We start from the raw sequence: 13,098 nt of genomic DNA, 5'->3' as shown, positions 1-13,098 counted from the left end.
TTGGCGGAGGGTGCCACATGGCCAGGATCAATCCGTCGCTAGACGAGTACTCCAAGAGGTACGAGAACGTCCGTCTCGAACGCGAGAACGGCATTCTCCAGGTAACCGTTCACACCAACGGCGACAGTCTCGTGTGGACCAGCCAGGCGCACGACGAGCTCGCGTACGCGTTCACCGACATCGCCTGCGACCCGGAGAACAAGGTCGTGCTGCTGACCGGCACGGGCGACGCGTTCTGCGCGGAGATCGACTTCTCCAGCTTCAACCTCGGCACCGCCGCCGACTGGGCGCACATCATGTTCGAGGGCCAGCGGCTGCTCACCAACCTGATGAACATCGAGGTGCCGGTCGTGGCCGCGATCAACGGGCCCGCGCTGATCCACCCGGAGATCCCGATCCTGTCCGACATCATCGTCGCGGCGGACACGGTCAGATTCAAGGACGGCCCGCACTTCCCGTCCGGCATCGTGCCCGGCGACGGCGCCCACCTCGCCTGGACGCACGTGCTCGGCTCGACCCGCGGCCGCTACTTCCTGCTGACCGGCCAGGAGCTCGACGCCCGGCAGGCTCTGGACTACGGCGTGGTGAACGAGGTCGTCCCCGCAGGCCAGGCGCTCGCCCGGGCTCGCGAGCTCGCCGCCGACATCGCCTCAAAACCCGACCTGGCCCGCCGGTACGCGCGCGCCGTGCTCACCCGCGAGATCAAGCGGCTCATCCACGACCAGCTCGGGTACGGGCTGGCGCACGAGGCATTGGCGGCGTTGAGCCTGTGACCGCCACCTTCAACCGGCTCCGGCACCACTTCGAGGACTTCTCCGTCGGCGACACGGTGCTCTCCCCCGGCCGGACTGTCGACATCTCGGACATCTCCGCGTTCGCCGGCCTCACCGGGGATCACTACCCCCTCCACGTCGACGAGGAGTACGGCCGCGGCACCCGCTTCGGCGGCCGGATCGCCCACGGCCCGCTCACCTTCAGCCTGGCCGTGGGCCAGGTCGCCCTGTCGGGTTTCCTCGGCGACGCGATCGTGGCGTTCCTCGAATGCCAGAACATGCGTGCGCTGGCGCCGGTGTTCCCCGGCGACACCATCCGCGTGCGGGTCGAGATCGCCGGGGCCGAGGGCGGCAAGCCCAGGTACGGCGTGCTCCGACTCGACTACACGGTCCTGAACCAGAAGGACGAGGAGGTCATGCGCTTCCGCATGGTGCTGCTCGCGCGACGCAGAGAGCCCGGCCCCGGACAGGAAGGAGACCCTGGTGAGTGATGCTGACGAGGCCGCGTTCATCGGCGTCGGCGAACTGCCGTCCGGCCGGTATCCGAAGCGGCCGTTCATGGGCTCGCTGGTCGACGTCGCCGTGGCGGCGGTGCGGGACGCGGGCATGTCGATGTCCGACATCGACACCATCCTGCTCATCCCCTGCCTGCACTCCCCAGCCGACCAGGCCGACCTGGTGTTCTCCCGCGTGGTCGAAGAGCTGGGGCTGGGCGGCCGCGCCAAGGCGAGCTACATGATCCACTCGGGCGGGTCGACGAGCGACAACACGATGCGCACCGCCGCCGGTCTGATCGCGAGCGGGCACGCCCGCAACGTCCTGGTGCTGCAGGCCGAGAAGTGGGGCTCGGCCCCGGTCAACGAGATGATCGACATGCTGACCGCGAACGGCATACCCCGCGAATGGGAGAAGCCGTCCGGACTGTCGTTCAACGCGGTCGGCGCGCTCATCACCAACCGTTACATGGCCGCGAGCGGCTCCACCGCCGCTCAGATGGCGTCGGTGTGCGTCGTGCTGCGCGAGTGGGCCAGGCTCAACCCCAACGCGATGTACAAGGACAAGCCGCTGACGGTCGAGCAGGTCCTCGCGTCCAAGATGGTCTCCGATCCGCTGCACGCGCTGGAATGCCCGATGCTGGCCGACGGCGCGGTCGGCTTCGTCCTGACGAGCGCCGCCATGGCGCGGCGCTCGCACGACCGGTGGGTGCGGATCGCCGGATCCGGCGGCTGCGTGTCCCACTACAGCATCGGTCAGGAGCGCGACCTCGCCGTACTCGGCTGGCCGAAGGCCGCGGCGCAGGCCTACGAGCAGGCGGGCTGGGGGCCGGACGACGCCGACCTCGCCGAGGTGTACGACTCCTATCCCGCCGTGCTCACCATCGCGCTGGAGGGCCTCGGACTGGCCAAGCCAGGCGAGGCGGCACGGACGTTCGCCGCGGGCGACTACTCCCCCGGCGGCCGGCTGCCCGTCAACACCAACGGCGGTCTGCTCTCCGCGGGCCACACCGGCGTCGGCGGCGGCACGGCGTTGCTGGCCGAGGCCGTTCGCCAGCTGCTGGGCAGGGCGGGGCCCGAGCGGCAGGTCGCCGGCGCGGAGCGTGCGGTCTGCGGCGGCTCGGGCGGGACCTACATGGACAGCCAGGTGCTCCTGCTGGAAGGGGTGACAAGATGAGTACTCCAGGGAGTGATTCAGGGAGCGACCCGGGCATGGAGCCGCTCACCCGTCCCTACTACGACGCGCTCGGTCGCGGTGAGCTGGTCATTCAGCACTGCAACGGCTGCGGTCGCGACAACATGTACCCACGCCATCGCTGCCCCTTCTGCTATGAGGTCGATCTCGGATGGGTCCGGGCGTCCGGCACGGGAGTGCTGCACAGCTTCGCGGTGACCCGCTTCGGAGCGCCGACCGGCTTCGAGTCGGAGACCCCGTACGCGCTCGGGGTCGTCAAGCTCGCCGAGGGCGTGCAACTGCTGGCCCGGCTGTGGCCTGGCGAGGACGGCGGATGGAGCGCCTACGGCTGCGACACGCGGGTGCGCTTCCGGCCGGCGTCCCAGGACGAGATCGCCCGGCGGCCGGTGCCGTGGTTCGCGGTGGTGCACCAGTGAGCAAAGTGCTGATCGCCGGTGTCGGCATGATCCCCTTCGGGCGGGACGTACGGCGCAGCGAGCGGATGATGGTCGAGGCCGTCACGGAGCTGGCGCTCAAGGACGCCGGCGTGACCGCGGCCGAGGTGCAACGGGTGTTCCTGGCCAACGCCGCGGCCGGGCTGGTGTCCGGGCAGGAGATGATCCGCGGCCAGGTCGCGTTGCAGTCCACAGGTCTGGCCGGCGTGCCACTGGTGAACGTGGAGAACGCGTGCGCCTCCAGCAGCTCGGCCGCGGCCCTGGCGTTCGAGGCGGTGCTCGCGGGACGGTGCGACCTCGCGATCGTCATCGGTGTCGAGAAGCTGTCGCACGAGGACAAGTCCCGAACGTTCGACGCGTTGCGGGGAGCCACCGACGTCGACGCTTCCTCCCGCCCCGAGCCGGACAAGCCGGCCTCGAACTCGGTGTTCGTGAACGTCTACGCGGAGGAGGCCAGGCGCTATCTCGCCGAGTACGGCGCCGGCATCGAGGACTTCGCGGCCGTCGCGGTGAAGAACCGCGGGCACGCCGCGCTCAACCCGCTCGCCCAGTACCGGACGCCGCAGACGATCGAGGAGGTCCTGCACGCCCGGATGGTCGTCGACCCGCTGACCCTGCCCATGTGCTCACCCACCACCGACGGCGCCGCCGCGCTGGTCCTGTGCTCGGAGGACTACGCCCGCCGCTCCGGCATCGCCGGGTGCGAGATCCGGGCGACCCGCCTGGCCGCCGGGCGCGGCCAGGAGTCCCAGCCGGTCGCGGCGGCCACGGCCGCCGCGTTCGAGGACGCGGGCCTGGGGATCGACGACATCGACGTGCTCGAACTGCACGACGCGGCCGCGCCCGCCGAGATCCTCCAGTACGCCGAGGTCGGGCTGTGCGCTCCGGGCGAGGGGCACCTCCTGGTGCGTTCGGGCGCCACCGCGCTCGGCGGCAGGCTGCCGGTCAACGTGAGCGGCGGGCTGATGAGCCGGGGCCACCCGATCGGCGCCACCGGCTGCGCGCAGCTGGTGGAGATCTACGATCAGCTCGCCGGCCGGGCTGGACGCAGGCAGGTCGAGGGTGCCCGGGTCGGCATGGCCGTCAACGCGGGCGGCTGGCTCGCGGGCGCGTACGCGGCGTGTGTCGCGACCATCCTCGTCAAGGCAGGATGAGTCATGGCGGCCACCGAGCTGGAGACGCTGCATTACGAGCAGGCGGCCGACGGGGTCGTACTGCTGACCCTGAACCGACCGGACCGGGGCAACGGGGTCGTCCCGGAGATGGCGGCGGACCTGCTCACCGCCCTCACCGACCTTGAAGGCGACACCGCGGTCCGCTGCCTGGTGATCACCGGAGCGGGACGGCAGTTCTCCGCGGGAGCCGACCTCAAGGCCATGCGCGCCTACCTCGACGAGACCTTCCCGATCACCCAGGAGCCCTACAACGCGCGAGTGCTGTTCCCGGTGACTCAGCGCCTCGTCGCATCGAGGCTGCCGGCCATCGCCGCCATCAACGGGGGTGCCACCGCGGGCGGCCTGGACTTCGCGCTCGCCTGCGACATCCGCATCTGCTCCACAGCCGCCAAACTCGGCGAAACATACATCAACCTGGGCCTACCACCGGGAAACGGCGGGTCGTGGTTCCTCCCCCGGCTCGTCGGCTCCGGCCTGGCCGCCGAGCTGGCCCTGACCGGGGATGTCATCGACGCGCGGCGAGCTTTGGAGATCGGCCTGGTCAACCGGGTCGTCGAGCCGGAGGAGCTGATCCCCGCCGCCGTCGAGCTGGGAGCCCGCATCGCGGCCAAACCGTGGCGGGCTCTGGAGGCCACGAAGCATGCGCTGCGCTCGACCTGGCAGGTCGACCTCGCCACCTCGATGAGCAACAGCTACTGGGCGGTCGCGGCACTGCACAACGGCCCCGACCTGGCCGAGGGCGTCGATGCCTTCCTCGAACGCAGGCCGGCGCGATTCAACCGCTGACCAGCGGGAGCGAGCGAGCCGCGACCCGCCGTACAATCAGTTGTTAACCGAACGTGGGAGGACGGTTGACAACGCGGAAGGAAAGACAGGCCAAGCGAAGCGGACCTGTGTCGCCGGAGCTCATCGAAGAAGCGGCGATCAAGCTCTTCAGCGAAAAGACCTACCCGGTCGTGGGCATGCGGGACATCAGTGACGCCGTCGGGCTCCTGCCGGGCAGCCTCTACGTCCACATCAGCAAGAAAGAGGACCTGCTCCAGCGCATCGTGGAGAACGGCATCCAGCGTTACCTCGACGCGATCGAGCCGGTGGTGGAGTCGGACCAGACCGCGCCGGAGCGCCTGCGCGGCGCGATCAACGCGCACATGGGCGTGCTCGCCGAATCCCTGGAACAGACCCGCGTCGCCTTCCACCAATGGACCTACCTCGCCTCCACCGGCAGGCGCCGCGTCGTCAAGCTGCGCCGCCGGTACGAGGCCCTCTTCTCACAGATCATCGACGAGGGCATCGAGGCGGGCGAGTTCAGAGCGGTCAAGAGCGCGCGGGTGACGGTGCTGGCCATCATCGGCATGCTCAACTCGGCCACGGAGTGGTTCTCCCCGACCGGCGAGCTCACCGCCGAGCAGATCGCCGAGGTCCTCACCGACGGGATGCTCACCGGCCTGGAGGCCTGAGGCTGCACCTCGGCCACATAACAAATGCTTGTTCATCTTTGCGCATCAGCCAGCCGATCCTGTGCCTGCCGAAAACTTCGTCCGTGCAGTTCAAGCGGCACGTGAGCATTCGTGAAGGACTCCACCGAGCCGGTCCCGTCGGCGTACGTGCTCATGCAGGGCGTCCTGCGGATGGTGTGCCGCTCGAATATTGAGTTACGTGTCCTGAGCTGCGGTTACGCGGCGTGGCGGTATTCGCTGATCATGCCCGCGACGACGGGTTTTCGGCGGATGGATCGCAGGTCATTGAGGTCGGTCACGTCGCGGACGGCCTGCGTTGCGGTGTCCGGAGGCCGTTGGTGCCGGGACTGGTACGGCCGGTGCCCGTTGTAGTGGATCAGATACCCCTGGAGCACGAGGGCCAGGCGGCGTTCACTGAGGATCAGAATCCGGTCCAGGAGTTCACGGCGCAGGGCGCCGATGGCCCGCTCGCAGACGGCGTTCATCCTCGGCGTCCGCGGCAGGATGGTGATGGTCCATAGCCCTTCGGCTGTGAAGACCTCCCGAACAGCGACGGTGAAGAGCGGGTCCCGATCGTGGATCAAAAACCGTAGCCCGGCGATGCGCTCCCCCAGGCCCATCACCAGGTTGCGGACCTGCTGCACCATCCACGCCCCGGTCGGGTGCGCGCTCACCCCACCCAGGCGCAGTCGCCGGGTACCGTGCTCGATGAAGACCAGCACATGCAGCCGTTTGAGCAGCAGCGTCTCGACCACCAGGAAGTCACACACGATGATCGCACGGGCCTGAGCGGCCAGGAACTGCCGCCAGCTCGGCCCAGCCCGGCGGGGCGCCGGATCGATACCGGCCGCGCCCAGGATCTCCCACACCCTGGAGGCCGCGATCGGGAACCCCAGCCGCGACAACGCCGCAAGCCAGAGCCCGTCGGCGTGACCCCGCTGCGGCCGGACACCGAGCCGACGTCGAAGCACCTGGTTCTCGTGACGCAGCACCAGTAGCTCAGCTTCCTTGGACAAATCAGAGCGGACCAGCACCGCCACAAGGCTGCACAAGCACCGAACCACCCTGTAGACCAGCGACAACGACACCCCCGCGATGGGGACAGCCGCCGCACTGATCGCGCAGCAGAACCCCAGCTCAGAGCCCGAAACCGTGTTTTCGAGCGGGACAGGCCGGTAAAGGTCAGCACACGGGATCGGGCGCCATGGACACGTCGTAGGCCCGCCACTCCCGTTCCGTCAGATCCCGCCCCACCGCCCGGCACAACGCCGCCACCGCCGCGTCCGTGTCGAAGGTCCAGCGGATGATCCGACCGTCGTCCGCGCCCGCGATCAGCGAGTCGTCGGCGAGGAACGCCAGCGACCTGATCGCGGACTGGTGGCCTGAGAGGATCTCCGTGCGCCTTCGGCTCGCGACGTCCCACACCTGGACAGTCTGGTCCTCGCTCGCGGCGGCCAGGCGGCGCCCGTCCGGGCTGAAGCCGACCGCGGAGACCGGCCTGCTGTGCCCGCTCAGCGTCGCGACGGGCGCGCCTTCGGGCAGGGACCAGAGTTTGACGGTGCGATCGGCCCCGGCCGTGGCGGCGAGCCTGCCGTCCGGGCTGATCGCCACGTCCTGCACCGCGCCTTGCCCCGTCTCGATCACCTGGTGGTCCCTGCCCGTGGCCAGGTCGCGGACGATGAGCCTGCCGTTCGGGCACCCGAACACCAGCAGCCGCCCGCCGGGGATGAAGGCGACCGCCGAGACCGTGTCAAGCAGTGACCCCTCCGCGGCCGGGACCTCGGCGCCTCGATCCCACACGAACTGCCGCACGGCCGTCGCCGCGACCCGGTCGCCGGTCGCGTCCAGCGCCACGTCGGTGGCGGCGCCCATGCCGGCGAAGCGGATCACCGGACCGTGCCGCCGCAGGGTGGCGGCGTCCCACAGGGTGATGGTGTGATCGCGGGTTAGCGCAGCCAGCAGACGGCCATTCCCGCTGAGCGCCAGGGCCAGCACCTGGTCCCCGTGACCGGTCAGTACGGTCGCCCGCCGCCCGCCGGGATCCCACAGCCGCACGGAGCGGTCGTCCCCGGCCGAGGCGACCGTCCGCCCGTCGGCCGCCAGGTCGTTCACGGGGGAGGTGTGCCCGGCGAACGGCGGCAGGACCGGGCTGCGCAGTGTGATGTACCTGCCGAAACCGGCGGAGACCAAGGTGGTGCCGTCCTCGGACAACGCGATCGCCGCGGTCTCGGTGAGGCCTCTATCCTGGTAGCTGACCAGTGGTTCGCGGCGGGCGATGTCCCAGACAGTGACGGCCCCGTTCTCGTCGGCCACGGCGATCCTGCCCCGTACGGGGGCGGAGATGCTCCAGGCGTAGGTCGGCCGGCCGGGCAGGCGCCAGGTCATCGTGGGCTTGGCGGGTTCGTCCAGGTCCCAGAGCAGGACGCCTTTGCGGTCGGACGTCGTGGCCAGCGTCCTGCCCGTCATGGCGAACGTCAGCTCGTGCACCTCCTCGGCATCGAGCTCGGCCTGTGGAGTGACCGTCGCCGCGTCCCACACCACCGGCCTCCCGCTGGTGAGGCCCACCGACACCAGCAGCCGCCCGTCGGGGCTATAGGCGAGGGCGCGGATCGGCTCCGCCCGCCCATGGCGCGGGTGCGCGGCCCACGTGTCGTGCGCCCAGTCCCACAGCGCGATCTCCCCGTTCCCGGTGCCGACCGCGACCGTCGTACCGTCATGGCTCAGGTCGATCGCGAGCGGGGCGACAGTGAACGCCCGCTCGGCCAGCTTGCGGCGGGACGGCACGTCCCAGACGGTGACCAGCCCGCCGCCAGAGGTGAGGGCGGCGGTGGCGAGCCGTCGCGCGTCGTCGCTGAAGGCCACGCGGAAGGCGTAGTGGCCGGGTCCGGCGAGCGTGCCCACCCGGGTACGCGTCTGTGGCGACCACAGGCTGACGTCCCCGCCGTCCTGCGCTGCGGCGAGCAGCTTGCCGTCCCGGCTGAGGTCCAGCCCGTAGGTGCCCCTTTCGCCGGTGTCGAGCTGGGTCCTGCGCGGTACGGCGGCGGCGCTGAGCAGGCTGCCCCTGCTTTCGGCGTCGGGGTGGAGGCGGAAGGCGGCGATCGCCAGCAGCGCGGCCAGATCGGGATCGGTGGAGGACAGCAGCGGCGACTCTCCCGTCAGGTGCCGGGCCAGTGTGATGGCCTGTTGCTCGCGGGCCTCGATGCCGCGCCGCACAGCCGTCACGCCGCCGAGCAGCGCCAGGACCAGTAGCATCGCCATCGCGAGGAGTAGCCGGCGCAGCAGGCGGATCCGGCTCCGCGTGGTCCGCTCCTCGGCCTGCCGCAGCTCGTGGCCGGCCCGCAGGAACGCCTGCTCCAGCAGATTCGGCTCCCGGGGGTGGCGATCGGCCCACGCCGCAGCGGCCTCCAGCTGGGCTCCGCGATACAGGGCGCCCTGGTCGCGATCCAGCGAGTCCCAGACGAGGGCGGCCTCGGTCAGCCGCCGGTGCACCACCAGGTCGGCCCGGTCGTCGGTGAGCCAGCGGTGCAGGCGGGGCCAGGCCCGGATCAGCGCCTCGTGGGCGAGCTCCACCGTGTCGCCGTCCACGACCACGAGCCGGGCGGCGACCAGGCTGCGCAGCACGGTGGTGGTCAGCGGGGCGTCGGCCACGCCGTCCAGCTCGGAGCGGGCGATGGGCCTGCGGGTGTCCTCCGTGCCCTCGCCGAGCGCGCACAGCCGCAGCAACACGGCCCGGCACGTCTGCCGCTCGCTCGGGGTGAAGGCGTCGTAGGTCTCCTCGGCGCTCTGGGCGATCGCGCCGCGCACGCCGCCGGTGCCGCGGTAGGCGTCCAGGGTCAGCGCGGAGCCCGTACGGTGCCGCCACGTCTCACGAAGCGCGTGCGAGATCAGCGGCAACGCGCCCGGCTCGGCCGCCGCCTCGACCAGCACCGTGGCGAGGAGGTCGGCGTCCACGCTCAGCCCCGCGCCCGCGGCGGGCATGACGATGACCTCCCGCAACTCGTCCTCGGACATCGGCCCGACCAGGACCTGGCCGTCGTGCGCCAGCGCCTCGACCAGCCCGGGGTACTGCGTGAGATGCGGCAGGAAGTCGGCGCGCACGCCCAGCACCAGCGTCGCCCGTCGCTCCGGGCCGTGCGCAGCGTCGACCAGCGCCTCGATGAAGCGGGCCCGCTCGTCCTCCCGCGCGCACAGCGTGAACACCTCCTCGAACTGGTCGACGACCAGCAGGACCCGTATGTCGTCGGGCCCGGTGGCCAGCGCGTTGCGTACCGCCACGTCGAGGGCGGACGGGTCCTCTCCGAGCCCCGTCGGCGTGTCCGCACCGGCCAGCTTGGCCACCTGCCGCGCCAGGGCCTCCATGGGCTCCGCGGTGGGCGTCATCAGGACCACTCGCCATCGCGCCGACAGCCGCGGCTCCCGCGTGATCCGTCCCACCACTCCCGCCCGCAGAAGGGAGGACTTGCCGCTGCCCGAGGCGCCGAAGACCGCGACCACCGGCCGGCGTACCGCCCTGTCCAGCACGTCGCCGACGAGGCGGGAGCGGCCGAAGAACAGCTCCGCCTGCTCCGGCTGGAACGCCACCAACCCCGGATACGGGGAGATCTCGCCGTCCGCGGGGTCGTCGAGCACCTCGGAGGCAGCCGACTCGCGTGCCGTAGCCGTCCACCGTGCCTCCCACTCGGCCCGATCGCCGCCGCAGGCGGTGGCGTATGCCAGCGTCACCGCCAGGGAAGGAAGCCGCTCTCCCCTGGCAGCCTCCGCCAAGGTGCTGGCCGAGAAATGAGCCTGTTGAGACAACCGGCGATAGCTGGGCCTACCCGCCTGCTCCCGTAATCGCCGCAACTCCCACGCCAGCGACTGCACCGGGCCGTCCTGGGGGCTCAAAGGTCGTTCAGGCCTTCCCATGACCACATTGTCCGGGGTTGTTTGTCCTGCTGCGCAGACCATTCCGGACAAAGCTTCCACGGCCTAGACCAGAGGGTGCGGGCAGCCAGGGACGGCGGCGGGCGCCTCCGCGTCTCCCACCCTCTGACCTGCGCTCTCACCCACGACGAAGGGAGATGAACGTGCACGAATTGGTGAAGGCAGGTGTCCGGGCCATGGCCGCGGCCGCACTGCTCACGCTGCTCGCATCACTGGCGACTCCGGCGGTCTGAGATCGCCATGCTCAGGAATCGCCCGACGTGGTTGACCGCCCCAAGAACCTCGACGAAGGGAGCACCGATGGCGATTTTCCGAAGTCGGCGTCTGGCCGCCGTAGCGGGCAGCGCAGGCGTGGCACTCCTGGTGATCAGCTCACCTGCGAGCGCACACTACTCCACCTACAACGTACGCGCCTGCGGGCCCGTCTCCATCCAGGAATGCGGCTACGGCTGGGTGTCATCGGACCACCGCCAGGCAGGGGCCTGTGACTCCTACCCCGACAGCTACGGCTTCTACCTGGTCTTCGAGAAGCACGACGGTCAGACAGGCATCGTTCGGGATCCCAATGGTTCGGCGTCGGGGTGCGGCCTGGGGCCGCCCGGACTGGCCACTCCCGCGATCGCCCGGTACTACGTGTGCTCGGATCGAGGCAGTTCGGCCCACATATGCCGGCCCTGGAAAACGAGCTGAACAGCACCTCTTGATCTGAACGTTCGACTGGGACGAATGAGTCCAAGGGGTGTGGTCACGTTTAGTGGTCGTAGGAGGTCAGCGATCGCTTGATTGGCTGGCCGGTCTTGTCGTTGTGCCAGATGGTCGCGAGCACCCGCGCCAGTACGCGCACGATGACACCAGCATGAGTACGGCCGCCGTGGCGTTCCAGGTCAAGTGGCCGTTAAAGGTCTGGTTGATCGACTCGGTGATCTGGCGCAGGGGCCGGAACAGACGTGCTCCGGCCCGTTCGGGTTCGCCCTTGCGGGCCGGGCGCGGCAAGGTCAGATCACGTACCGCTACACCTTGCTCGAATGCGCGACGTAGTAGTTCTTATCTCCGGTGATCGTCTGGCCCGGATGATCGGCCACCACGTCGCGCGCATCGTCGAGCATCCCGAGCAGGGTCTCGCGCTCGTCGGCCTTGGCCCCGGTGAGCGCAAAGACTCGGCGGCAGCCGCGTCATGGAGCCGGCGCGGACGCCGCTCGGCCGGATCGCGGTGTTCGCCGACGCCGACGGGAACCTCGTCGGCGTACTGAGTCGCTGACAGCCCGGACAGGAGGGAACATATGACCGACCCGACCCGATCCGGCACCGCGACGCCGGCCTCTGGTCGCTGGTCCACGCCGAACGGGCGGCCCTGGCGGCCAACCCCGGCGCCCGGCGGCCGAGCTGTCGGGAGCGCGGGTGACGGTCTCCATTACGGGGTAGTTGACCAGCAAGAACGCGTACTGTGACGGAGCCGACGCGGGGGTTGGCATGGATTACGAGCAGTTCTTCAAGATCGTGGAGCAGCAGATCGGCGGGGGTAGCCAGGCCGTGGAACGGGCTGTGCAGGCCACGCTCCGAACCCTCGCCGAGCGGCTCTCGAAGGGGCAGAGCCGGGATCTCCAAAGAGAGCTGCCTCCCGAGTTGATGCCCTGGCTCTACACCGACACGGACGCCGATACCTTCGACGTCGACGAGTTCCTGCGGCGCGTCGCCGAACGCGAGGGTGTGGACCTCGACACAGCAGACCGGCACGCCCGTGCGGTCTTCTGGGCGATCGGGCAGGCCGCGAGCCCCGACGAGATCGCCGACATGGCGGCCGAACTCCCGGACGACTTCGAGCCCCTGGTCGCGGAGGCCCAACGGCGGTTCGTCGAGATCGTGCCGGTCGAGGAGTTTCTGGCCAAGGTCGCGAAACGGACCGGGCTCGACCCCGAGGGCGCACGCCGGGCCACCGAGGCGGTGCTGGAAACGCTCGCCGAGCGCATCGCTCCGGGCGAGGTCGACGACCTGATCAGCCAGATCCACGTCCACCTGCACCCGCCGCTGAAGCGCGGCAAGGCCGCGGGCCCCGGCCGGGCGGCGCGCATGTCCGTGGACGAGTTCGTGCAGCGGATCGCCGAACGGGAGGGCACCTCGCCGGCGATGGCTCGCGAGCACGCCCAGGCCGTCTTCGGTGTGCTGCGCGAGTCGATCTCCAGTGAGGAGTACTTCGACGTGACCGCGCAGTTGCCCAACGAATACTGGCAACTGCTGCCCCGCCCATAGGGATCTCCTCCGGCGCGGACCACCTTCAGGTCGCCGAACGCACAGGGTTGATCGCCGCCCGCCGCCGAGGCGTGAGGAGCGCGGGTCAGAGGCGAAGCGCGGCGCCCAGCCCGCGGATCACCTCCGCCTCGGAATCGCCCGGGCCGCCGGAGGGCGCGTGTTCCGTTATGGCCGCTCCGACCACGTTGTCCAGGCGGGAGACCAGCTCGATCAGCCGTTGCGGCGCCACCCCGTCCGGCTCGGGATAGCAGACGGAGCCGAACTCCGCGGGGTCGAGGACATCCAGATCGATGTGGGATGCCGTATAAAGGGTGTTGCAGAAAGTAGTTGAGCGGGCATCTTCTGTGTATGAGTGGGGTGTTACGGGCTGATCCTTTGTGGGTGGAGACGTTCACTGGGC

At 70.1% G+C, this 13,098-nt stretch carries 12 protein-coding genes; 9 read left to right on the top strand and 3 right to left on the bottom strand.

Features of this window, described 5'->3' with window-relative positions; translation table 11 throughout:
• Positions 1 to 17 precede the first annotated feature (17 nt).
• The 7 genes from ABZX61_RS48785 (at position 18) to ABZX61_RS48755 (ending at position 5,528) form a co-directional block, all read left to right on the top strand.
• Complete coding sequence (locus tag ABZX61_RS48785) at positions 18 to 773, top strand: enoyl-CoA hydratase/isomerase family protein (RefSeq protein WP_355205569.1); 756 nt, start codon at positions 18 to 20, stop codon at positions 771 to 773.
• The gene (locus ABZX61_RS48780) at positions 770 to 1,264 is read left to right on the top strand and encodes a MaoC/PaaZ C-terminal domain-containing protein (protein WP_355205566.1); all 495 of its coding nucleotides are present in this window, start codon (positions 770 to 772) and stop codon (positions 1,262 to 1,264) included. Before ABZX61_RS48785 ends, ABZX61_RS48780 begins: the two co-directional genes overlap by 4 nt.
• The gene (locus tag ABZX61_RS48775) at positions 1,257 to 2,444 is read left to right on the top strand and encodes a thiolase family protein (protein WP_355205563.1); all 1,188 of its coding nucleotides are present in this window, start codon (positions 1,257 to 1,259) and stop codon (positions 2,442 to 2,444) included. Before ABZX61_RS48780 ends, ABZX61_RS48775 begins: the two co-directional genes overlap by 8 nt.
• 35 nt (positions 2,445 to 2,479) lie before the next feature.
• Positions 2,480 to 2,878 (top strand): OB-fold domain-containing protein, encoded by a 399-nt coding sequence (locus ABZX61_RS48770; protein WP_355205560.1) that lies wholly within the window; start codon positions 2,480 to 2,482, stop codon positions 2,876 to 2,878.
• On the top strand, positions 2,875 to 4,050 hold the full coding sequence (locus ABZX61_RS48765) for a thiolase family protein (RefSeq protein ID WP_355205557.1): 1,176 nt from the start codon (positions 2,875 to 2,877) through the stop codon (positions 4,048 to 4,050). Before ABZX61_RS48770 ends, ABZX61_RS48765 begins: the two co-directional genes overlap by 4 nt.
• 3 nt (positions 4,051 to 4,053) lie before the next feature.
• Entirely contained in the window at positions 4,054 to 4,857 is an 804-nt protein-coding gene (locus ABZX61_RS48760; protein WP_355205554.1) for an enoyl-CoA hydratase-related protein, read from the top strand.
• Positions 4,858 to 4,964: 107 nt separating this feature from the next.
• Positions 4,965 to 5,528 (top strand): TetR/AcrR family transcriptional regulator, encoded by a 564-nt coding sequence (locus ABZX61_RS48755; RefSeq protein WP_355205551.1) that lies wholly within the window; start codon positions 4,965 to 4,967, stop codon positions 5,526 to 5,528.
• A gap of 215 nt (positions 5,529 to 5,743) precedes the next feature.
• On the opposite strand, the gene ABZX61_RS48750 is transcribed toward ABZX61_RS48755, so the two are convergent.
• Together ABZX61_RS48750 and ABZX61_RS48745 are read right to left on the bottom strand one after the other, a co-directional pair.
• Complete coding sequence (locus ABZX61_RS48750; RefSeq protein WP_355205548.1) at positions 5,744 to 6,562, bottom strand: integrase core domain-containing protein; 819 nt, start codon at positions 6,560 to 6,562, stop codon at positions 5,744 to 5,746.
• Between the two features lie 148 nt (positions 6,563 to 6,710).
• Complete coding sequence (locus ABZX61_RS48745) at positions 6,711 to 10,433, bottom strand: helix-turn-helix domain-containing protein (RefSeq protein ID WP_355205546.1); 3,723 nt, start codon at positions 10,431 to 10,433, stop codon at positions 6,711 to 6,713.
• 318 nt (positions 10,434 to 10,751) lie between these two features.
• Here ABZX61_RS48745 and ABZX61_RS48740 point away from each other — a divergent pair, with 318 nt between their 5' ends.
• Positions 10,752 to 11,141, top strand: a complete 390-nt coding sequence (locus ABZX61_RS48740; protein ID WP_355205543.1) for a hypothetical protein — start codon at positions 10,752 to 10,754, stop codon at positions 11,139 to 11,141.
• Positions 11,142 to 11,921: 780 nt separating this feature from the next.
• Positions 11,922 to 12,698, top strand: coding sequence for a DUF2267 domain-containing protein (locus ABZX61_RS48735; RefSeq protein WP_355205540.1), 777 nt, complete (start codon positions 11,922 to 11,924; stop codon positions 12,696 to 12,698).
• An 85-nt stretch (positions 12,699 to 12,783) separates the two neighbouring features.
• Here ABZX61_RS48735 and ABZX61_RS48730 read toward each other — a convergent pair whose 3' ends face one another.
• Positions 12,784 to 12,984, bottom strand: coding sequence for an arginase family protein (locus ABZX61_RS48730; RefSeq protein WP_355206044.1), 201 nt, complete (start codon positions 12,982 to 12,984; stop codon positions 12,784 to 12,786).
• Positions 12,985 to 13,098 lie beyond the last annotated feature (114 nt).

The sequence above is a fragment of the Nonomuraea sp. NPDC003709 genome (assembly GCF_040610775.1).
GTDB classification, from domain to species: domain Bacteria; phylum Actinomycetota; class Actinomycetes; order Streptosporangiales; family Streptosporangiaceae; genus Nonomuraea; species Nonomuraea angiospora_A.
This window is presented reverse-complemented; position numbering and strand designations above follow the sequence as displayed.